Origin of the sequence: Radiobacillus sp. PE A8.2, from assembly GCF_045635475.1 — a bacterium.
Taxonomy (GTDB): Bacteria; Bacillota; Bacilli; order Bacillales; family Amphibacillaceae; genus JBJGXI01.
In genome coordinates, this window is record NZ_JBJGXI010000025.1 from 32911 (window position 1) to 54650 (window position 21740).

Here is a 21740-nt window from a genome sequence, read left to right on the forward strand (position 1 = left end):
ATGGGGCAACAAAAGAAAATCATTAAACGTTTACCCGCAATAGTTAAAATTGAGCTCGTTATAGCTACCTTTTTATTTTCATTTATCACGGGGTTCATATTTTTGTAGGGAACTTATTTACATAACGAGGCATATAATAGTAATGATACTTTTCAATTGTTATTTAAACCAAAGGTGAAGGGGAGGGTGTTAGTGAAATTCACTGTTCAGTATATTCCTCTTAACAAGATTAAGACTTGCGCTCCACAAAGTATGACAGATAGGATGAACAGGTTTAAAATACTTGTGTTGGACTGTATGCATCTTTTAGTTGTGAAAAAGAATCATAAAGACGGTAGCTACAACCTATTATATGGAATTAGTCACTTAGAGTACTTAAAAAAGCACACGGGCAAAATATATGTACCATGTATAATTGATGAGCAAAGTGAAAAAGGATTGAAAGGCTGGCTAAGTCGAATACGAGCGAACCATTACCATAAATATGCTGTTCCGTGGAGTTCTAATAGCTGGTCTATCTTTAGAACATTTTTAAAACAGGAACCGCGCTTTAACCGATTATCACCTTCACAAAAGCTAAAAGTTATATTTTTGGCAATAAGATACAAAAAGACGACTATAAGTTCTATGAGAAAAAAGGTCGATAAGTTAGCTAAAGAATAAAGAATAAAAGTACCCAATGTCTTTTAAGCATTGGGTATTTTTAAGTTTCCGTAAAACGTTTACATATCTGAAAAATTCGGATGATTTTATAGATTTATCGGATACTGTCTGAAAATGAAAGCTGTTACAATCTGTGTAAGCGCTTAAGATAAGAGGAGGAAGCAAAATTGAAAAAACTTGGATTTATACTTTTTAGTGTAGCTGTACTAATCGGATTAGCAGCTTGTAGTGGTGGAGATGAAACTACACCAGATGGTGACGTAGTAGAACTTACTTTATGGAATGATTGGACAGAAGATCGTCCGGAAAATACTACCTACAAAAATATGGTTAAAAAATTTAATGAGCAAAATGAAGATGTCAAAGTAGTTATTGAAGCAATTCCACATGATCAGTATGAGACAAAACTTAGAACACAAGCTGCTGGTAAACAGTTACCAGACATGTTTCGTGTTTGGCCTGGAGCAAGACTCCAACCTCTAATTGATGGAGAGGTTGTACTTTCATTAAACCCTATCGTTGATCATTGGGAAGGTGAAATTCCAGAGGGTATAATGAAAGATTATGCTTCAGATGGAGAGCAATATGCAATACCAGGTAACATAAGTGAGACTAGTTTAATCTTCTATAACAAAGAAATGGTTTCACAAGCAGGATTTGATACATTCCCAGAAACGTACGAAGAGTTAAAAACCTTAATTGGTGCATTAAATAGTGAAGATATTACACCTATTGCTCTAGGTAACAAAGCTATATGGCCACTGCAATCAGTATACATCTCAACCATTGCGGATCGTTTTACCGGAAGTGATTTCTTACCGAATGTGTTAAATGGTGATGGAACATTTGAGAATGAACAATTTATCAAGTCATTATCAGTTATTGATGAATTAACGAAAATGGATGCATTCAATGGAGACATGAATACACTTGATGAAGCACAAGCAAGAAATAACTTCATCTCAGGAGATGCAGCAATGCACTTTGCTGGTTCATGGGCTATTGGACCGATTTTAGACAATGCGGAAAATGTAGAAAATATTGGTGTTGCACCGTTTCCAAGCTTCGCTGGTGGAGAAGGTGACCCAGCTAAGATCGCAGGTGTAGCTGGTGGAGGTATCGCCCTTAATAGCGAACTTAATGAAGCTGAACAAGATGCTGCATTTAGATTTTTAGAGTTCTTCTATAGTGATGAAATGTATCAGGAACTAGTAGAAGCTAACATCATTGTTCCGGCTGACGTAGAAATGAGCGATAATATTCCTCAAGTATTCCAAGAGGCGAATAAGTTAGCGCAAGGAGGATTAGCACCAGTGTATGATGCTACACTTACTCCGGAGTTAACAGATATTATTAATAACGGTCTTCAATCGATTACGTTAGGCGACAAGACTCCTGAAGAATTGGCAGCAGAAATGCAAGCAGAATTAGAGTCCGAGTAAAAATAGAATATAAAAAAACATAGGTTGCCGTTTTAGGCAACCTATGACCATTATAGGGGTGAGAGCATGCATGCAACACGGAATAAAAGAATTGCAATTACATTTGGCTTATTGCCAGCTATACTAATTTACCTTGTGTTTGCGATCTTACCGATCCTCCAGTCCTTCTACTATTCACTAATGGAGTGGGATGGCTTTTCGGAGATGCAATTTGTAGGATTTGCTAACTTTAGTGAACTATTTCAAGATCCATTGTTTTGGAATTCTATGAAAAATAACATCTATGTTGTGTTGGCATCCGTATTTGGTCAAGTGCCGATTGCGCTATTTATTGCATTGTTATTAAACAGAAAACTTAAAGGACTAAAAATTTTCCGTACGATTGGTTTCCTGCCAGTTGTATTATCGACGGTTGTTATTTCTTTAACTTGGAGTTTGATTTACAATTCTGAAAATGGATTAATAAACGAGTTGTTAAGAACGGTTGGTCTTGGAGCAATTGCGCAAAATTGGTTAGGCGATTCCTCATGGGCGATGATATCCGTGTTAGTGACGGTGATTTGGCAGTTCGTTGGACTATATCTAATTATCTTTTTAGCAGCCTTGCAGAATGTGCCAGAAGAAGTGTTAGAAGCTGCAAAAATAGACGGGGCATCAGAATGGACAACTACATGGAAAATTACTGTCCCGATGATCTGGGATACGGTTATAGTAGCAGTTATTCTTTGTATTTCCGGTAGCTTAAAAACTTTCGACTTAATTTATGTTATGACTCACGGTGGACCGGCACACTCTACAGATGTAATGGCTTTGTACATGTTTAATGAAACATTCTCCCAACTGCAATACGGATACGGTAGTGCGGTTTCTGTAGTTATTTTCTTCTTTAGTCTTATATTAATCTATGTGGTAACAAAATTACTAGGTCGCAAAATGTTATAAGGGGGGACAACATCACTATGGAAACATTTATTAATCCTGAAATGAAAAAGAAAAAGAAATTTAGTGTAAAACGGCTAATAATCTACATTATTTTGATTGCATTCGCTGTTGTTAATGCTTATCCAATCTTATGGATGATTATAAATTCATTTAAATCAAATCAAGAGTTTGCTAATAATCAATTTGGATTTCCGAAAGAATTTGTGTTTCAAAATTATATAGATGCGTGGACGACTGCTAATTTTGGAACGTTGTTTACAAATAGTATCTTCATTTGCTTAACAGCAACCTTTCTTACGGTGCTAATAGGAGCAATTACATCATATTTCTTGGCAAGGTTTACTTTCAAAATGAACAGAGTTGTTTATACTTTCTTTATTTTTGGTATGTTGATTCCTATTCATGCAACTTTGGTGCCAATGTTTATATTAATGAGAAATATAGGCCTTTTAAATACACCAATTACGTTATTGTTCCCGTATATAGCTTTTCATCTACCAATTACTATCTTTATTTTAACTAGTTTTATGAAAGCTTTTCCGAAAGATATTGAAGAATCAGCTATTATGGACGGTTGTGGTATTTATCGAATCTTTTGGTCAATCATTTTGCCAATGACTCGACCAGCTTTAGCTACTGTGTTAATTCTTAACTTCATTTATAACTGGAATGAATTCTCCTTTGCTCTTGTATTAATTAACAATCCTGAATTCCAAACACTGCCGTTAGGATTAGCAAGTTTCGCGGGACAATTCACAACAAATTATGGAGCGCAGATGGCAGGTTTAACGATGTCCCTTGTACCAATTGTTGCTTTTTATTTATTACTTGAAAAAGAAATAGTACAAGGAATGACAGCTGGTGCAGTAAAAGGATAGAATAGGAGTAGAAAACTAAAAGGTTGATGACATATGAGACGACATTGGGGCTTGAAGCAACAATTCTTAACCGTATTTCTGCTATTTATTACCCTGCCCACTATTCTTTTTGGAACATTAATTTATTATCAAGCAACAAAGGCTTTCAAACACCAAGCTGAAGTAAATACTACGGCTAGGCTAAACAAAAACGATGAAAATTTAGCATCGATCATAAGTGAGATTGAAAATATGACATCTTATATGATCTACGATGATAGCTTTCGAACGTTTTTCACTGCCTCTAAAAATAAAATACAACAAATTAGGCAATCAGAAGAAGATATCCGGGGCTATCTCACTTTTCAGTTAACAAGTTATGACTATGTAGATTCAATACTGCTTAGAGGTAGTCTGGGAAATACACTACACTTCGGAAATCCAATTTCAGCAGATGAACAAGTTTTAGATGAAAAAATGCAACAAACAGAAGGAAAACCTTTTTGGAGTGATAGTTATAAGGTTACAAGTGATTGGGCTGGTACCAATACGGTTGTTAGCTTGTCTAGGATGATCAATGATATTAATGATATTGCTCAACCAATTGGAATGGCAAGGATCCGCTTAGATGGATCAAAATTCTATCAGGCAATCGAAGCTGAAGCATCTCATCAACAAGGCGATTATTTCATTATAAACAGTTCAGGAGAAGTAGTCCTTCATCCAGAACAATCTTTAATCGGCAAGCCGTTTCCTGACTCTCGTGTAATTCAAATGGTAGAAAACCAGGAACAATCAACAGTGACATTTAAAACCGATAATGATACCTATTTGCTTACCAAAAATAAGATCAATGGGACAGATTGGTATTCGGTGATTTTAGTCAATGAAAGTGAAGTTGTTGAAGGTTTATACAATGTGCGATCACTTATTACTAATATGATTATTTTGCTTATTATATTAGGTGGCATTGCTTTTGTAGGTTTTTACGTTTTCAACATTAAACGAATTATCGAGTTGACTGATCAAACGAAACAACTTGAAGGTGGGGATTTTTCTGCAAAAGTAGAAGTTAGTTCTCAAGATGAAATAGGCCGATTAGGATTGAGTTTTAACAAAATGGTGATTATGTTGGAGAAGCATATTGAAAGTGAATATAAACTTAAAATAAAACAAAAAGAGTCAGAACTAAAAGCATTACAAAATCAGATTGATCCACACTTTTTATATAACACATTAGATATGATTCGCTGGACAGCACGGCTTGAGAATGCGATGGAAACAGGACAACAAATTGAACGACTTTCCAATATATTTCGTATGAGTCTGAATATGGGAAAAATGTGGGTCCGTCTGGAAGAAGAGGTTCAATATATTAAAAACTATTTGGAACTGCAAAAAAATCGTTTAGGTGATCGGTTGAGGTTTAGTATTTATATCGATGATCAAATAAAAAATGTTTATGTAATGAAGCAGCTTCTTCAACCTTTAGTGGAGAATAGCATTAAACACGGATTTAAAGATTTACCGAGACAAGGTGTCATTGCTATTCGTTGTTATAAAGTTAAAGATAAAGTTATTTTCGAAGTGGCTGATAATGGGTGGGGTTTCGATCAGACATCGGCAGAGAAAGGTTTTGACAATCATGAGGGGTATGCGTTAGCTAATATTGAGGATCGATTAAGTATTGCATTTGGTAATCAATCGGAGCTAAGCGTATTAGATACCCAATTAGGTGCTACTGTTCAAATTACAATTCCAGAATTAAATAAAGAAAAAATAAAAGGTATTAGGAAGGAATTAGGTGAATAGCCATGTCTTTCAAGATGTTAATCGTTGATGACGAGCCTATTATATCACGCGGTTTAAAAGACACCATTCCTTGGGAAAAATATAACATCGAAGTAATCGGTACTGCTAATGATGGAAGGGACGCAATAAACAAAATTAACGTCAGTGAAACTATTGATCTTGTCATTACGGATGTGAGAATGCCAAATCTAGACGGTTTAGGACTGGCTAATTACCTACACGAGCATTATCCTAAAGTTCGGACGATTATTGTTAGTGGCTATGATGAGTTTGCATACGCGCAACAGGCATTGAAAGCGGGTGTGAAGGATTATTTATTAAAACCTGTCAATATTGATGAACTAGTGAATAAGGTACAGGATATTATAAGTGAATTGATCGTGGAACAGAAGGATGCAGAGGCTAACTATCAAACTGTCTTAAAAAATGCAATATTTAATCAAGTATCCAATTTTCCTGTGAGATTATCAAAAACTAACAAAAAAATCGAGGAAATTAGAGTCTATCCCTTCATTAGTGTTTTACAAGATTATAGTAAAACACTAAATAATTTAACTGAGCAAGCAATGCCAAATATAAAATCGCTGTGGAAGAATGGTATTGATAAAACTTTATCAAATAATGGATATCAAACAATTTCTATTTTTACGAATGAGAATGTGCTACTAACATGCTTACTTGAATATGAACAAGACAGTTGCGCTGAAAGGGTAAGGGCCTTGCTTACTGATACCACTTGGAATGAAAGATATGATCTTATGTATGTATGGAGTGAATCTCCAATAAAGCTTGCAGAACTTAACAGGAAATTTACTGATTTACTGAACAACATCCGTTATCTTCCTTTACAAAAAGATGGAAGTGTTGTCATCCATCATACGGAACAACAGGGCCAACAGGTTTATCCAATAGAATTAGAAACAAAAATAGTAACATCCATCTTGGAAATGGATAAAGAAGACATACATCGTTATGCGAAAGAATTGTTTGAATTCTTTGAGACAGAACAATATTTTCTAGATGAAGTTGTGCAAGTGTGTAGCGAGATTATTATAAAACTTATTAATAGAATTCAGTCACTCCGCAATAGAGAAACTGTTCAAATAGAATTGCATTATAAAAAGTGGATTGATGTGCGGCTGTACAATTCTTACCAATTACTCAAAGAACTTTTTGAAGATGATTTAAACGTAATTTCCAGTAAGCTAGATGTTAGTGAAATAGGTGAGAAGGATTGGTTGATCAAACGCGCAGAAGCTTATATTAAAGAGTTTTATCAATCAAATCTATTGGTCAATGAAGTTGCCGATGTTGTTAACATTTCGCCGAATTATTTTAGTACTTTATTTAAACAAAAGACTGGCGAAAATTTTAACTCATATGTAAATGATTTGCGAATAGAAGAAGCAAAAACGTTACTTGCAGAAACACCTTTAAAGGTGAGTGAAATTGCTGAACAAGTGGGTTTTAAAGAATATAAATATTTTGTCGACGTATTCAAAAGATTTTCTGGAACAACACCGACGAATTATCGAAAATTTATTGACAGATAAACAATGAATCTTTGCTTAAAATGATTCCATAGCAACGAATGATAATGGGGACAACTAGTAAACTTTGCTATTTGTTTCTGTAGTCGAGTATTTGTTGTAAGTACTTGAAACTAAAGGGAGGAAAATTAGCATGATTAAAGTAAATATACCGAAGGATTTTATGATTGGAGCGGCTGTATCTGCGTGGCAAACGGAAGGGTGGTCCGGGAAGAAAGATTTTCAAGATTCTTATTTGGATTTATGGTATAAAAATAATAAAAACGTCTGGCACAACGGTTATGGACCAGCTGTAGCAACTGATTTCTATAATCGATATAAAGAGGACATTAGTTATATGAAAGAGATTGGTTTAACACACTTCCGTTCTTCTATCAACTGGTCGCGTTTTTTAGTAGATTATGAGAATGCGGTTGTAGATGAAGAATATGCAGCATATGTGGACAATGTTATAGACGAGTTAATCGCCAATGGTGTCGAGCCAATGTTCTGTTTAGAGCACTACGAAGTACCAGCTGAGTTATTTGAAAAATATGGTGGCTGGGAATCAAAACATGTTATTGAATTATTTATCAAATATGCAGAAAAAGTATTTGATCGTTATGGAGATCGAGTAAAACATTGGTTTAGCTTCAATGAACCTGTAGTAGTGCAAACACGCGTATATCTGGATGCGATTCGCTGGCCATTCGAGCAAAACACAAAAAAGTGGATGCAGTGGAACTATAACAAAGCATTAGCTACGGCAAGGTTAGTTGCATTGTTTAAAGAAAAAGAATTGAAAGAAAAGTACGGTGCGAAGGTTGGGGTAATCTTAAATCCAGAAGTAACTTATGCTCGCTCTACTGCTGAGCACGACCAGGAAGCGGCAAGGATGTATGACATGTTTTTCAATCGTACGTTCTTAGATCCAGCTATTAAAGGAGAATTTCCTGAAGAGCTGTTTATCTTGATGGAAAAGCATGATATAACCCCTGCACATAGTCAAAAGGAATTACAGATTATTAAAGAAAACACAGTCGACTATGTGGGATTAAACTTATACTTTCCACACCGAGTAAAAGCACGAACATCAGCTTGGAATGATAGCATTCCATTTCATCCTGAATATTATTATGAAAAATTTGAGTTACCTGGTAAAAAAATGAACCCGTATCGTGGGTGGGAAATATATCCTAAGATTATGTTTGATATGGCGATGCGTATGAAAGATGAATATGGAAACATAGAGTGGTTCATTGCTGAAAACGGTATGGGTGTAGAAAACGAACATCGGTTCAAAAATGAAGAAGGAATAATACAGGATGACTATCGTATTGAATTTATAAGTGAGCATTTAAAGTGGTTGTTAAAAGCCGTAGAGCAAGGGGCAAATTGTACAGGTTATATGCTTTGGGCGTTTTCTGACAATGTTTCACCAATGAATGCTTTTAAGAATAGATATGGACTCGTTTCCATTGATCTTGAAAACGATCGTAATAGAAGCTTGAAAAAGTCTGCACATTGGTACAAAGATATTATTAAGGCTAGGCAATTTGAGGCACTAGACGATCGTGTGAATAAGTAATTCAGTTGTTGGCAGAAATAGTAATTTAGCTATTTCTGCCAACTTATTTAAGTCGTTTTTACTCTTGACGAACTAAAAGAACTATTAGAAGATAAAATATCGAGTAGAATCGAAATCGAAAAGTAAATGGTTAATGCTTGATTTTCAGCTACACGCATTTTTTCCACTGTAGGATTGCTGGATGGGAACGATGATTCAACAAGGGGTGCCTTTTACTAAAATAATTTGGTATGAAGGCATGTGAATACATCATAAAACAAACTAAGGGAGGTAATCTTTTATGAAAAAGTTCTTAGCTTTTGATGTCGGTGGAACCTTTATTAAATACGGTATCGTAACGGAAGATGCTGAAATATTAGAAAAAGGAAAAGTTAAAACACCAAAAGCATTAGAAGAATTATTGGAAGTGATCAATCAATTTGCAAAACAATTTAGAGATGTGGAAGGAATTGCAATAAGTTGCCCGGGGGCTGTTTCAGATGAAGGAATTATTTATGGTTCCAGTGCAATTCCCTACATACATGGGCCAAATATAAAACAATTAATTGTAGAGCGTACTGGATTACCGGTGTATATGGAGAATGATGCTAATTGTGCAGGCTATGCGGAAGTATGGAATGGTTCAGCTAAAGGCAAGCAAGATGTTCTTGTGATGGTAATTGGAACCGGAATTGGTGGAGCAGTAATTAAGGACGGATTACTACATAAAGGCAATAACCTCCATGGAGGAGAATTTGGATACATGCTGCTAACGAGTGATTATACGAGCAGTGACGATGTATGGAGTAGAGTTGCATCGATGAAGGCACTAATTAAAAGTGTAGCAAAGGCAAAAAATGTAGATTTTGAAACACTTTCTGGGGAAGAAATTTTTGAATTAGCGGAAGCAGGAGACACGATTTGTATCGATGCAGTTGATCGATTTTATCATCTATTGGCAATTGGCATCTATAACTTGCAATATATATATGATCCAGAGGTCATATTAATTGGTGGGGGAGTAAGCGCAAGAGAGGACTTAATCGATAAAATTAATGGTAAATTAAGTGAAATACTCGATGTAATTAAGCTTGCTAAAATCCGTCCAGTGATAGATACGTGTATGTTTAGGCAGGATGCGAATCTACTAGGTGCCGTTTACGGCTTCATGAAAGTGAATAATTAGGAGTCTCTCATCCAGCAAAAAGTATATTCGATTTCGTAATAACTTTTAATCATTATAAAGCTTGTAGGAAAAGCCATTCCTACAAGCTTTTATTTGTTACTTATTCAATAGTAAAATCATGTTCTACTTTATATTCTTCTCCACCTTGTGGAGTCATCCATGCAGATAAGACATAAGAACCTGGAGAAAGATTGAGTTCATGTAAATCAATCGAATATTGTAATGCTTCCCCTTGTTTCATTTTTTCTTCTCCCATTACTTGCATGAAAGAGGCAACACTTGAGTATAAATAGATTTGCTCTCCTTTTGAATCACTAACAGCGTAATCATACCGTTGCGAACTTGTAAACTCAAGGACAACTTCTTCTTCAGTTTGGTTGGCCACTTGGTAATCGTAAACTAGTGGAGATGATTCAGTAAGGGTTGGTACAACTTTTCCTGCAACGATGCTATTTCCACTACCATTTGTATTTTCTGTTTCTTGATTACCTTCATCTGCATTGCTTGTGCCGCAACCTGCTAAAAATAAACCAAATAAAACTACTAATAAAAAGTACATAGTTTTTTTCATCATTAACCTCCTAGGTTAGGTTTGCATCTTAACTTCTATTTCAACCTATATGTCGTTTCTTTATATGAAAAGGTTACAGTATGAGAAAAGATAATTGCTTACAAGTATATTTGCCTTTATGATTATCTTAGGAGGGGATCGCTCTGTGAGTTTTGTATCGATAGATTTTGAGACAGCAAATAAGTATCGTGATAGTGCGTGTGCTATTGGGATTGTAATAATAAATGAGCAGGGAGTTAGGGAAGAGTTTTATAGTTTAATCAATCCTTTAATGGAATTTGACTTTCATAATGTGTATGTACACGGAATAACGGAATCAGATGTTATTGATGCGCCTACGTTTGAAGAACTGTGGCCGACTATTAAAGGATATTTGAATAATCATTTATTAGTTGCTCATAACGCTAGCTTTGATATGAGTGTTTTGAGAGCATGTCTAGATCGTTATCGTCTAGATTATCCCAAATTAGAATATCTTTGTTCGGTAATGATTTCAAAGCAAGTATGGCCTGGTTTACCGAATTATAAACTGAACACATTAGCAGAGTTACATGGTATTCAATTTGCTCATCACCACGCGTTAGATGACGCTAGAGTAGTTATCGAATTGTTGTTGCGAGCTAATAAAGAAACAGAGGTAACAAGTGTGAGAGAATTAATAGATGTAATCCAAATTTCATGTGGTAAGATTTTCGAGCGCAGTTACATAACACCGAAAGCGAAACGAAATAAAAGGACTGTCAGAAGCAGGGGCGTTAAAAATTATCATCTATAATTGTAACAAAAAGAAGGCAGGCATAAGCTGGTGAACTGGTCATGGCCGCCTTGGTATGAAAGTAATATCTAAAAGATTGTTGTTCATACGCAAAATAGCTAAAATGCGTCGTAACGGAGTGCTAAGCAGACGCTGTGGAAAAATACGCCCTTTCCGCGGGGAACGCTTCAGCCTCCTCAATCGCAAAGAGCGCTCTCTGCGGGGTCTTCAGACTGTTCCTTTCCCGCTGGAGTGGCGTATTTTTCCACCGCTTAGGGTACTGTTACACCTTTTATGAAGCGTAGTCCCTACACTTTGACTCCTCGAAAATAAAACCCAATTTTCTTCGTGCGATGTATCGCTGTCGTAGCTTTCCTTGTCCTGCGGGACTAGTGGCGTAAGTGAGACCCCGCAGAACGCAGGAGGCCACTGAAAAAGTCCGATAAATTTTGAAAAGAGTGAATACCAAAAAAATCCATCCCCACTTTCCGCCTGAAAATCAGAAGTAAATCGAACTGGTTTCTCCACTTTTCTATAGAAAAGTAGCAAGATTTTGGGATAGTGTTTTTGAAAAAACTTCATTTTTAACAGACAAAGACTTTTTCAGTGGCCTTGAACGCAGTTCGAGGAGGCTCACTAGCCCCCCTGCGGAAAGCAAAGTGTAGGGACGGAGCGATGCACATCTAAGATCGTGAGCACCTATGCACTACGACGCAGTTCACTTCAAATATGACATAAAAGCAACGAACTCTATGAAAAGAGCCTAACAAAAAAGGGTGCCGCATTCGGCACCCTTAAATGTTCTATTGAATGAATTGCTTATCAATTAAATCAGAGAAATCAGGTTTTTCTTTTAGGAATTTAAGATTATAGGAAGAATCACCGAATGCTTGAACTGCTTCAGCATCCACTTCATATGTGAAACCAATGTTTCCCCATGCGTTATCGATAACATCTCTACTTAATTCTTGACGAGTCACTTCTTTAATATCATTGATCGCAATTGTTTTTGCTTCTTCTGGGTTATCAGCGATAAATGCAGTTGCATCTTTATGAGCGTCTACAATGCTTTGAACTAATTCTGGATTGTTTTCAATTTTTTCACCAGTTGTGACTAAAACGGATGCCGGAAGTGTTGTGCCAAATGATACTTCTGTTGGATCAATAATTACTTTAGCACCTGTTTCTGCTTGTATGACAGATGCCCAAGGTTCCGGAGCTACAGCTACATCAATTCTACCTGATTCAAACATCATCTGATATTGTGCTGGTTCACCAGTGGTATGCACCATTTTCCCACCAATTCGTTCAGAAGTTATACCAAGTTCATTCATATACGTTTCAAATTGTACATCGTGTGTACAGCCAACACGTGGAGTGATAAAAGTGTGTCCTGGGATATCTTCAACCGACTCAATACCACTACCAGGCCTAGCTAAAACGACTGTCCCACCTGTAGAACCACCACCGATAATTTTCACGTCTGTTCCAGTTGTATAGTTATTCATTGCAGGACCAGGTCCAACCAATCCTGCATCAATTTCTCCTGTTTTAAGTGCGGTCATGAACGATGCACCATCAGGGAAGGTTTTATAATCTATTGTAATCCCATCACCTAGTTGATCCTGATAAAATCCTTCCGCCTTTGCGACCATTGCTGGTACGTGATTAATGTTTGGGAAATAACCAATTGTAATTTCTTCTACAGTGTCTCCGTTAGTAGAAGATGTCCCGCATGCTGCTAAAATACCAGCAAATGTTATAAGCATAATAATTGAAATAAAACCTTTTTTCATGTTTGTAACCTCCTAAGATTAGTTTATTAATTATAGTCCCCAACGTCTGGCAACTGATTTTTCAATACGTTGGAATATTAACTGATCGACAATAGCACCAATAACACCAATGATAATCATTACACCAATGACCAAACTCATATCGCCAAAATCTCCTGCATAGCGAAGCGTATAGCCTAATCCTGGTCCAGTTGTTAATAGTTCCCCAGCGATTAAAGCTCTCCAGGAAAATGCCCATGCGAGTCGTGATCCAGTCACAAAATAAGGAACTGATGCCGGAACAGTTACTCGGAAAAACAAGTCGATACCTTTAGAACCCATTGTTTGAGCTGCTTTTACATAAAGGGGTGAAACATTTTTAATCCCGGTTCGAACGTTTAATGCCATTACAAAGGTACCACCTAAAATAACAACAAAGATAACGGCTTGTTCATTTAAGCCAAACCACATGATGGCAAGTGGTAACCACACGATACTAGGAACACTTTGAAAGGCAAGCAGGGTGGACCCAATAGTATCATCTGCTGTTTTTGATTTAGCTATTAGTACGCCAATACTTGTGCCAATTAATAGTGAAATAACTAAACCAATAATAAGGCGTCTAAAACTTGCTATTAAATCGTAAACTAGGGTCAAGTCAGATATGCCAACATAAAGCGAGGTGAACACCTTTGTTGGAGGTGGGAGCATGATTTCTGGCCATAGACCTACACGTGAACCCATCTCCCACAATGCCAGGACAATAACGAAAAAGATAATGCGTTTAATTACTGGCTTCATAGGCTAACTCCTCGCTGATGACTTTATCAATTTCTGTTTTAAGATAGCTCATAATGTGTTCTTCTATTTTTAGCATTTCTGTTTTATGTTCATCTCTTGGTCGTGGCAAGTCGACTTTAATATCTGTTAAAATGGTACCGGGCCTTGTTCCCATGACAATAATCCGATCCGATAACTTAATAGATTCAGAAATACTGTGTGTGACAAATAATACTGTTTTCTTCGTTTCCATCCAAATATCTTCTAATTGACGGTGGAGGCGAGTTCTCGTTTGCTCATCTAATGCACCGAATGGTTCATCCATGAGTAATATGCCAGGATCCATCGCTAGTGCTCTTGCAATGGCCACTCTTTGCTGCATACCACCTGAGAGTTCGTGGGGGTAATGATCCAAGTAGTTACTCAGCTGCACCATTTGTAGATACTTTTTAGCTTGGTTTGATGCTTCCTTCTTGGGCATATCCTTTTTTAACGGAAACATGACATTTTCTAGAACGTTTATCCATGGAAACAGCGCAGCGTGTTGAAATACCATTCCACGGTCTTTTCCTGGTTTAGTAATCGTTTTATCATTGACAACAATTTCACCAGTTGTTGTGCTTGTTAATCCTGCTACAATTGAAAGTAGTGTAGATTTTCCACAACCAGATGGACCTAAGATGGAAACAAATTCACCTTCATCTATTGTTAAGTTAATATCTTTAAGCACAGTGGTAGGTTGATTGTTTTTATCATGAAATTGTTTATTTAGTTGATTTATATGAATAGTCATCTTTATCACACCTAATCTTATAATTCTTATCAAAATAATCGGAATTAGATATTAATTATAATATTTATATAGTATTTGTCAACCGTGTGAAGATAATTCATGTTATTTTGGGCATCTGCAACATACTAATTCCACAGATATCTTGTTTATACGCCTAAGTTTAATTTAATTGAAAATATTTTTTTGCAGGAAATTGGCTGTTTTTGTTGAATGTTTTGATTTAAGAAAGAGGTGATATTGATGAGCATCTTAATGGAATCCATGCAATTTCCAATTGATAATTTATTAGGATTATTTTTGTACGCCCTTTTATTTACACTAATACCAGGTGTAATTGTTAGTCTAACGTTTCGGTTTATTCCAAAACGTTTACCATATATGCTGCAAAATGTAGTCGTTGCTGTATCTGTCTATCTTGGTATTATTTTGTGGTGGCATTTTATCGTTCGTTAATTATTTGAAATACATAATCTATAAAGTTCTACCCAAGCAAATGTGCTTGGGTTTTATTCGTAATGTTATAAACAGTTGTGTAAGGTATTTATGAAATTACTCATATAGCAGAATAAAGATATGTATACTAGTTGCATATTAATTAGGTAATAATGAAAACATATCTATTCAAAGAAAAAATTAGAAAGGTGGTATATATGAACTTCTGTAAGATTTCTCGTACATTTTTGTTTGTAGTTGGATTAATTTTTCTTGTATCTTGCAATCATGGTGGGCTTGACTCTACTTTTCCTTCTACAATCCATGCTGGGAAACTAGTTATTACAGATAAGTTGAAGACAGATAGCAATTATGCGGGAAATATTCAAGCTACAATGCATGCAGAAGGTAAGTCCGTGCTACAGCAACAATTAGATGAGATTATCACTAATGATCCTATTCTAAAGGGCGCTTTAGCAGGTGTTAGTGTTCGATCAGCTAGGAATGGTGAGCTACTTTATGATCATATGGGAGATACTAGAATGAAGCCGGCTTCCAATATGAAATTGTTAACTGCAGCAGCAGCACTCTCATCCTTAGGTTCTGATTACACCTTTACGACAGAAGTATTAACAGATGGCTCGATTAATGAAGGTATCTTAAACGGAAATTTATATTTAAAAGGAAAAGGAGATCCTACATTATTACAAGAGGATTTTAACCAATTGGCAAAGCAAACTCATGATTTAGGAATTGATGTGATTGAGGGGAGTATAATTGCAGATGATACTTGGTTTGATAGTATTAGATACTCGACAGATCTTAGTTGGAACGATGAGTTTACCTATTATGGGGGACAGATTTCAGCATTAACAGCATCCCCGAATAACGATTATGATGCTGGTTCTTTAATTGTTACGGTATCTTCAGCAGGTGTTGGAGAAAAGCCTACAGTGACAATCACACCAGATACGGATTATGTTACAATCCTCAATCAGGCAGGAACGGTTGCTACGGCTGATGAGCAGGAAGAACTTAAAATTGAACGAGAGCATGGTACCAATATTATTACGATAGATGGAACGATTCAGATGGATTCTTATAATAAAAAAGAATGGATTTCTGTATGGGAACCAACAGGATATGCATTAGACTTATTTAAACAAGCCTTAAAAGAGCAAGGGATAACATGGAATGAAGATTTAACGGTTCTATCGTCACCATTTGAAGTTAGTACTGTTCTTGTTAGTCATTCCTCAATGCCGTTATCACAATTACTAACCCCATTTATGAAGCTTAGCAATAATATTCATGCAGAAGTATTAGTAAAGGAAATGGGCAAGGTTGTCCATGGAGAAGGAAGTTGGGATAAGGGATTACAAGTCGTTGAATCCATGCTCCCATCATTAGGTGTTAATACAGAAACCTTAGTTATCAGAGACGGATCGGGAATATCACATGTCAATCTAATTCCAGCAAATCAAATTTCCCAATTGTTATTTGCTGTTCAATCCAAACCATGGTTTTCAACCTATTTAGAGTCACTACCTGTGGCTGGAGTACAGGAAAAAATGGTTGGTGGATCATTAAGATATCGTATGCATGATACACCTGCAAGTGGAAAGGTGAAAGCGAAAACAGGAACGATCTCAACCGTAACCACCTTATCTGGTTATGCTGAAACGGCAACTATGGGTACACTAATCTTTTCCATCATGCTAAATAACGTATTGGACGAGGACCTAGGCAAAGATGTAGAAGATAAAATTGTATCAATACTAGTCAGTCAATAAGAAATAGAATTAGGTTAACCAAATTTTACTGAGAATGTAGTATAATAATATGTTGAGTAACTAGTATAAGCATAGAAAGTTGATGAAGATGAAAAGCATGCCAATATTTAAAGATGAAATTGAACAACTATTCTCCAAGTCGATGTATATGCGAGGTCTTCTATACTATAATCAAGGCCGGGTGCAAAGCCTTTATTATGTAGAAAGAGATAATAGATGGCGCGGCAAAGTAATTGGTACAGGTGCGTATGATGTGACAGTTACTATTTTAGATGACCATGTTGATTTTCGATGTGATTGTTTGGCATTTTTTGATTATGGAGAATGCAAGCATGCAGCAGCATGTCTGTTTGAAATTGCCGACAAACAGGAAAAAGAAGACCCATTTATATTAGAAACGAAAAAGAAGCGAGAACAACAAAAGGTAATAAATCACTTTATTGATGTTTTCTCAACCTATCAGCAAACGGAAGCATATAGTCACGAACAATTCATTAAGGACCCTTTAAACGTAGAATTTATTATTAAAACGCAGTTATCCTCGAACTATGGTGCATCATCAGTATGGGCAATAGAGATGAAGACAGGTGTTAATCGAGTCTATGTTGTAAAGGATTTAAATAAATTCTTACAAGCTGTTGAAATGAATAATTCATATTTTTTTACAAAAAATTTCTCGTATGATCCGACTGAGCAGGTGTTTACCAAACAAGACTTTGCGGTTATCCAATTACTTATTCAAATTAGTAAAAATGAGGCCGCATATAATGACAGGTACTATTCTTACCGAGGTGACGAACGTGCTGTAATGGTACCACCAATGATGGTAGATACACTATTAGAGATGCTAATGGAAACGAATTTTACTTTTGAGAGTTACAATCATAGCTATACAAGTTTGGAAATTATTGAGAATGAAATACCGCTTGCTTTTCGATTGGAAAAGGGAGAAGCAGACGATTTTCAATTGGATATTTCGGAATTAGCCAATGTAGAATTGTTTGAATTATACGGATACCTGCAGAAAGGGTATCAGCTTTACAAGTTAACTAGCGAACAACAACGGATAATAGAAGAACTTCAAACAGGTTTCGATACAACATCATCTATTTACAAAGGCCAACACATACCGATTGCTAAAGATCAAATCGAGTCTTTTTTGTCAGTAGCGATTCCAGAAATGAAAAAAATAGGCACCTTAGATATTTCTGAGCAGGTTTCCAATCAAATTAGGCAGTTCCCATTGCAAGCAAAGATATTAGTAGATAGCGATGGTGAAACCCTGCAAGTTGATGTTGAGTACCATTATGGAGATGTGACCATCAATCCATTTTTACCGAGTGCTCCCGATGAGGAAAAAGAAGAAGGGTTAACCGTCCGCGATATGCGTAAAGAACAAGAAATAATGACAGCAATCGAGGATGCGTCCTTAAAATATAACGGGAAAAAGCTATATGTTGAAGGAGAGGAAGATATTTATTACTTTCTCTTTCACACATTGCCTTATCTAGAAGATAAAGCAAATATCTTTTTAACTAATGAAGTTAAAAGTCTGTTATTACCTGATTCCTATGCGCCTACAACTACGTTTGATTTTAATAATGATGGCAGTCTGCTAGAAGTCAGTTTTGACATGAAGGATGTAGAGCCTGATCATATTCAGCAAATCTTGAAATCGGTTGTTGAGAAGAAGAAGTATTATCGATTACCAAATGGTGCGTTTGTGTCTATTGAAGGTAATCAACAAATGCAAAATATACAGCAGTTGTATTCTGAATTAAATATTAACAAAGCGGAGCTGAATGGCAGTACATTACAGTTACCAGTATATCGGGCACTGCAGGTGGACGATTTAATTCAAGAAGATACTAAGCTTAAAATTAAAATTGGGAAACAATTTCGTAAGTTAATTCAAAGTCTTAAAAATCCTGATGAACTTGATTTCGAATTGCCTGTAGATTTGCAAGCTGATTTAAGGGAGTACCAAACGCTTGGCTTCCAGTGGTTAAAGACACTAGCAACGTATTCACTCGGAGGTATCCTTGCTGATGATATGGGCTTAGGAAAAACATTGCAGGCTATTGCATTTCTATTATCTGAAAAGCAGGAACAGAAGCTAACTAATCCTGCCTTAGTAGTTGCCCCCGCTTCTCTAGTGTACAATTGGAAAAGCGAACTCGAAAAATTCGCACCAAGTTTAGATGCAGAAGTTGTCATCGGTACACCGTCCGAAAGGGAAGCTATTTTACAGCAAGAATCCCAACCAAATGTCCTAATTACTTCGTATCCACTATTAAGACAGGATATAGATTTATATAAGGATCAACAATTCAGTTGCTTGTTTCTAGATGAAGCACAAGCTATTAAGAATCATATAACGAAAACCTCGAAGGCAGTGCGTGATATTCGAGCAGGGAAAAGATTTGCGTTAAGTGGCACACCAATCGAAAACTCCTTGGATGAGTTATGGGCTCTTTTTCAGGCTGTCTTGCCAGGCTTTTTCCCGAGCCAACAGGCATTTCGGAAACTGTCGGAAGAGAAGATTTCCAAAATGGCTCGCCCTTTTATCTTGAGACGTTTAAAGAAAGATGTCTTGACAGAGCTTCCTGATAAGATTGAGACGACGCAAGTATCAGAATTAACACAGCAGCAAAAAGAGTTGTATATGGGATACTTAGAAAAGATTCAAAAAGAAACGATTGCATCCTTGCAAGGTGAAGGATTAAATCGTAGCCGGATAAAAATTTTAGCAGGTTTAACGCGACTTCGGCAGTTGTGTTGTCATCCTTCGTTGTTTATCGAAAACTATGAGGGCTCATCTGGTAAATTAGAGCAGCTCATCGAGATTGTTGGAAATGCCAAAGAAAATAAAAAGCGTATGTTAATCTTCTCGCAATTTACGAGTATGCTACACATTATTCGTAAGCAATTAGATGAAGCTGGCCTATCATATTTTTATATTGATGGTAAAACACCTTCAAAGGAACGAGTGGAAATGGTTAACCGTTTTAATGAAGGGGAAAATGATGTTTTTCTCATTTCATTAAAAGCAGGTGGCACTGGTCTGAATTTAACTGGTGCAGATACAGTAATTTTGTACGATTTATGGTGGAATCCAGCAGTTGAAGATCAAGCTGCCGACCGCGCGCACAGAATGGGACAGAAAAATGTGGTGCAAGTTATTCGTTTGCTTTCTAAAGGGACCATTGAAGAAAAAATATATCAACTGCAGCAACGTAAAAAAGAATTGATTGAAAAAGTTATTCAACCTGGTGATACCATGTTATCAAGTCTATCGGAACAGGAAATTAAAGAATTATTAAGTATATAAGTGTAAATGCTGCTGGAAAAAATCCAGCAGCATTTTTTATGAAATAAAATAGCATTCGGGTTGTCTAGCTCCAGTGATGCAACTAGCGAGAATTTACTCATCTAAGTTTTGCCTACGCTTTTCTTATTACTTGTCATATTTACTGACAAGCTGCTGGATAGAAAATGTGTATTGTGGTTAAATAAATAGGATTTACAGATAGATATAAATGGTGTATATTATTTACGAACGATTCATCAATAAAACGATTTAATATTCGTAATTTTACATATAATTGTTAATTTTATTACGATAAACTCGAGTTGTTACATGTTTTTGTTGCATATAAGTAGTAATTCTAGCATTAATGGATACAGTTGACGAAATTTGCAGCAAGGACTTCTAACATATATATAAGGATAATAAGGGGGAAAACAGAATGAAAAAGCAATTACTTGCCGTGTTATTTAGTCTTATTGCCATTATGTTTGTTATAACAGGCTGTGGTGAAGATACAACGGAATCAAATGATACAGAATCAAATACCGGAACAAATGGTGCTGAAAACGGTAATACAGAAGAAGATGCCGAGGCACCAGTAAACATCGGCGTTGTATTTGCTACAGGTGGTCTTGGGGATCAATCCTTCAATGATAATGCGTATGAAGGAATTGAAAGAGCAAAAGCAGAGCTTGGCGTAACTTATGATTACGTAGAACCAAATGAAATTGCTGAATTTGAAACATATCACCGTGAATATGCAAAAACAGGTGAATACGATTTAATCGTTGGTATTGGATTCGACCAAGTTGATGCGATTTCCATCGTTTCTGAAGAATTCCCAGAGCAAAAATTCTTGTTAATTGATTCTGTACTAGAAGCAGACAATGTTGCTTCTGCAGTGTTTAAAGCTGAAGAGGGTGCGTTCTTAGCAGGATCTATTGCTGCACAACAATCAGAATCAGGAACAATTGGTATTGTTGGTGGAATGGATATTCCATTAATCAATGCATTTGCAGCTGGTTATGAAGCCGGAGCAAAATTTGTTAAGCCAGATACAGAAGTCTTAGTTAACTATGTAGGTGCATGGAATGATCCAACTATAGGTAAAGAGATGGCTACTTCTATGTATGACAGTGGAGCAGATGTCGTTTACGCAGCAGCAGGTGGATCAGGACTTGGGGTATTTACTGCAGCAGATGAACAAGGATTTATGGCGATTGGTGCCGATATGGAACCATCTCAAGGACCAGATTACTTAGTTGCTACAACAGTTAAGAAAATTGATAATGTTATCTTTGATCAAGTTTCCGCACTAATTGACGGAGAATGGACTGCTGAAGTATTAAATCTAGGTGTAAAAGAAGAAGCAGTTGGTTACATGGTAGAAGGTAGTAATATTGAAACACCACAAGAATATATTGACGTGGCGGAAGATTTAAAACAACAAATCATCGATGGTGAAATAGTTGTTCCTACAGAATTAGATGCAGTTGAAACATTTTTAACAGAACATCAATAAAGCGTGTTGCAG

Annotated in this window: 17 protein-coding genes; 13 read left to right on the forward strand and 4 right to left on the reverse strand. The window is 36.3% G+C overall.

Annotated elements, in window-relative coordinates:
- The first annotated feature begins 297 nt into the window (after positions 1 to 297).
- The 8 genes from ACI6MV_RS14135 to ACI6MV_RS14170 all read left to right on the forward strand — a co-directional run bounded on the left by ACI6MV_RS14135 (position 298) and on the right by ACI6MV_RS14170 (position 9998).
- Positions 298 to 663: a hypothetical protein gene (locus ACI6MV_RS14135; RefSeq protein WP_407270953.1), complete on the forward strand. Its 366-nt coding sequence runs from the start codon at positions 298 to 300 to the stop codon at positions 661 to 663.
- Between the two features lie 167 nt (positions 664 to 830).
- Positions 831 to 2105: an extracellular solute-binding protein gene (locus ACI6MV_RS14140; RefSeq protein WP_407270954.1), complete on the forward strand. Its 1275-nt coding sequence runs from the start codon at positions 831 to 833 to the stop codon at positions 2103 to 2105.
- Positions 2106 to 2171: 66 nt separating this feature from the next.
- Positions 2172 to 3047 carry a carbohydrate ABC transporter permease gene (locus ACI6MV_RS14145; protein ID WP_407270955.1) on the forward strand — a complete coding sequence of 292 codons (876 nt, stop codon included), beginning with the start codon at positions 2172 to 2174 and terminating at the stop codon, positions 3045 to 3047.
- A 17-nt stretch (positions 3048 to 3064) separates the two neighbouring features.
- A complete protein-coding gene (locus ACI6MV_RS14150) occupies positions 3065 to 3925 on the forward strand; it encodes a carbohydrate ABC transporter permease (RefSeq protein ID WP_407270956.1) in 861 nt (286 codons plus the stop codon).
- Positions 3926 to 3958: 33 nt separating this feature from the next.
- Positions 3959 to 5716 (forward strand): sensor histidine kinase, encoded by a 1758-nt coding sequence (locus tag ACI6MV_RS14155; RefSeq protein ID WP_407270957.1) that lies wholly within the window; start codon positions 3959 to 3961, stop codon positions 5714 to 5716.
- Between the two features lie 2 nt (positions 5717 to 5718).
- Positions 5719 to 7269 carry a response regulator transcription factor gene (locus ACI6MV_RS14160; RefSeq protein ID WP_407270958.1) on the forward strand — a complete coding sequence of 517 codons (1551 nt, stop codon included), beginning with the start codon at positions 5719 to 5721 and terminating at the stop codon, positions 7267 to 7269.
- Between the two features lie 130 nt (positions 7270 to 7399).
- Entirely contained in the window at positions 7400 to 8833 is a 1434-nt protein-coding gene (locus ACI6MV_RS14165; RefSeq protein ID WP_407270959.1) for a glycoside hydrolase family 1 protein, read from the forward strand.
- A gap of 280 nt (positions 8834 to 9113) precedes the next feature.
- A complete protein-coding gene (locus ACI6MV_RS14170; protein WP_407270960.1) occupies positions 9114 to 9998 on the forward strand; it encodes an ROK family protein in 885 nt (294 codons plus the stop codon).
- A 100-nt stretch (positions 9999 to 10098) separates the two neighbouring features.
- Here the strand turns inward: ACI6MV_RS14170 and ACI6MV_RS14175 are convergent, their stop codons facing one another.
- Entirely contained in the window at positions 10099 to 10569 is a 471-nt protein-coding gene (locus ACI6MV_RS14175) for a BsuPI-related putative proteinase inhibitor (RefSeq protein WP_407270961.1), read from the reverse strand.
- A gap of 145 nt (positions 10570 to 10714) precedes the next feature.
- Between ACI6MV_RS14175 and ACI6MV_RS14180 the strand changes: the two genes are divergently transcribed.
- Positions 10715 to 11344, forward strand: coding sequence for a 3'-5' exonuclease (locus ACI6MV_RS14180; protein WP_407270962.1), 630 nt, complete (start codon positions 10715 to 10717; stop codon positions 11342 to 11344).
- A gap of 782 nt (positions 11345 to 12126) precedes the next feature.
- On the opposite strand, the gene ACI6MV_RS14185 is transcribed toward ACI6MV_RS14180, so the two are convergent.
- From ACI6MV_RS14185 to ACI6MV_RS14195, 3 genes are read right to left on the reverse strand one after another with little or no spacing between them, the layout of a single operon-like run.
- A complete protein-coding gene (locus ACI6MV_RS14185) occupies positions 12127 to 13119 on the reverse strand; it encodes an ABC transporter substrate-binding protein (protein ID WP_407270963.1) in 993 nt (330 codons plus the stop codon).
- 30 nt (positions 13120 to 13149) lie between these two features.
- Positions 13150 to 13899 (reverse strand): ABC transporter permease, encoded by a 750-nt coding sequence (locus ACI6MV_RS14190; protein ID WP_407270964.1) that lies wholly within the window; start codon positions 13897 to 13899, stop codon positions 13150 to 13152.
- Positions 13883 to 14671 carry an ABC transporter ATP-binding protein gene (locus ACI6MV_RS14195; RefSeq protein WP_407270965.1) on the reverse strand — a complete coding sequence of 263 codons (789 nt, stop codon included), beginning with the start codon at positions 14669 to 14671 and terminating at the stop codon, positions 13883 to 13885. Before ACI6MV_RS14195 ends, ACI6MV_RS14190 begins: the two co-directional genes overlap by 17 nt.
- Positions 14672 to 14911: 240 nt before the next feature.
- Between ACI6MV_RS14195 and ACI6MV_RS14200 the strand changes: the two genes are divergently transcribed.
- The 4 genes from ACI6MV_RS14200 to ACI6MV_RS14215 all read left to right on the forward strand — a co-directional run bounded on the left by ACI6MV_RS14200 (position 14912) and on the right by ACI6MV_RS14215 (position 21728).
- Entirely contained in the window at positions 14912 to 15124 is a 213-nt protein-coding gene (locus ACI6MV_RS14200) for a hypothetical protein (protein ID WP_407270966.1), read from the forward strand.
- A gap of 197 nt (positions 15125 to 15321) precedes the next feature.
- Positions 15322 to 16896 carry a D-alanyl-D-alanine carboxypeptidase/D-alanyl-D-alanine endopeptidase gene (gene dacB, locus ACI6MV_RS14205; protein WP_407270967.1) on the forward strand — a complete coding sequence of 525 codons (1575 nt, stop codon included), beginning with the start codon at positions 15322 to 15324 and terminating at the stop codon, positions 16894 to 16896.
- 97 nt (positions 16897 to 16993) lie between these two features.
- Complete coding sequence (locus ACI6MV_RS14210; RefSeq protein ID WP_407270968.1) at positions 16994 to 20227, forward strand: SNF2 helicase associated domain-containing protein; 3234 nt, start codon at positions 16994 to 16996, stop codon at positions 20225 to 20227.
- 418 nt (positions 20228 to 20645) lie between these two features.
- Positions 20646 to 21728 carry a BMP family lipoprotein gene (locus ACI6MV_RS14215; protein WP_407270969.1) on the forward strand — a complete coding sequence of 361 codons (1083 nt, stop codon included), beginning with the start codon at positions 20646 to 20648 and terminating at the stop codon, positions 21726 to 21728.
- Positions 21729 to 21740 lie beyond the last annotated feature (12 nt).

Bases quoted from the DNA above. Each gene is read 5' to 3' on its own strand.
- ACI6MV_RS14135 (WP_407270953.1), top strand. From the start codon at position 298: ATGCATCTTTTAGTTGTGAAAAAGAATCATAAAGACGGTAGCTACAAC.
- ACI6MV_RS14145 (WP_407270955.1), top strand. From the start codon at position 2,172: ATGCATGCAACACGGAATAAAAGAATTGCAATTACATTTGGCTTATTG.
- ACI6MV_RS14150 (WP_407270956.1), top strand. From the start codon at position 3,065: ATGGAAACATTTATTAATCCTGAAATGAAAAAGAAAAAGAAATTTAGT.
- ACI6MV_RS14155 (WP_407270957.1), top strand. From the start codon at position 3,959: ATGAGACGACATTGGGGCTTGAAGCAACAATTCTTAACCGTATTTCTG.
- ACI6MV_RS14160 (WP_407270958.1), top strand. From the start codon at position 5,719: ATGTCTTTCAAGATGTTAATCGTTGATGACGAGCCTATTATATCACGC.
- ACI6MV_RS14165 (WP_407270959.1), top strand. From the start codon at position 7,400: ATGATTAAAGTAAATATACCGAAGGATTTTATGATTGGAGCGGCTGTA.
- ACI6MV_RS14170 (WP_407270960.1), top strand. From the start codon at position 9,114: ATGAAAAAGTTCTTAGCTTTTGATGTCGGTGGAACCTTTATTAAATAC.
- ACI6MV_RS14175 (WP_407270961.1), bottom strand. From the start codon at position 10,569: ATGAAAAAAACTATGTACTTTTTATTAGTAGTTTTATTTGGTTTATTT.
- ACI6MV_RS14185 (WP_407270963.1), bottom strand. From the start codon at position 13,119: ATGAAAAAAGGTTTTATTTCAATTATTATGCTTATAACATTTGCTGGT.
- ACI6MV_RS14190 (WP_407270964.1), bottom strand. From the start codon at position 13,899: ATGAAGCCAGTAATTAAACGCATTATCTTTTTCGTTATTGTCCTGGCA.
- ACI6MV_RS14195 (WP_407270965.1), bottom strand. From the start codon at position 14,671: ATGACTATTCATATAAATCAACTAAATAAACAATTTCATGATAAAAAC.
- ACI6MV_RS14200 (WP_407270966.1), top strand. From the start codon at position 14,912: ATGAGCATCTTAATGGAATCCATGCAATTTCCAATTGATAATTTATTA.
- dacB (WP_407270967.1), top strand. From the start codon at position 15,322: ATGAACTTCTGTAAGATTTCTCGTACATTTTTGTTTGTAGTTGGATTA.
- ACI6MV_RS14210 (WP_407270968.1), top strand. From the start codon at position 16,994: ATGCCAATATTTAAAGATGAAATTGAACAACTATTCTCCAAGTCGATG.
- ACI6MV_RS14215 (WP_407270969.1), top strand. From the start codon at position 20,646: ATGAAAAAGCAATTACTTGCCGTGTTATTTAGTCTTATTGCCATTATG.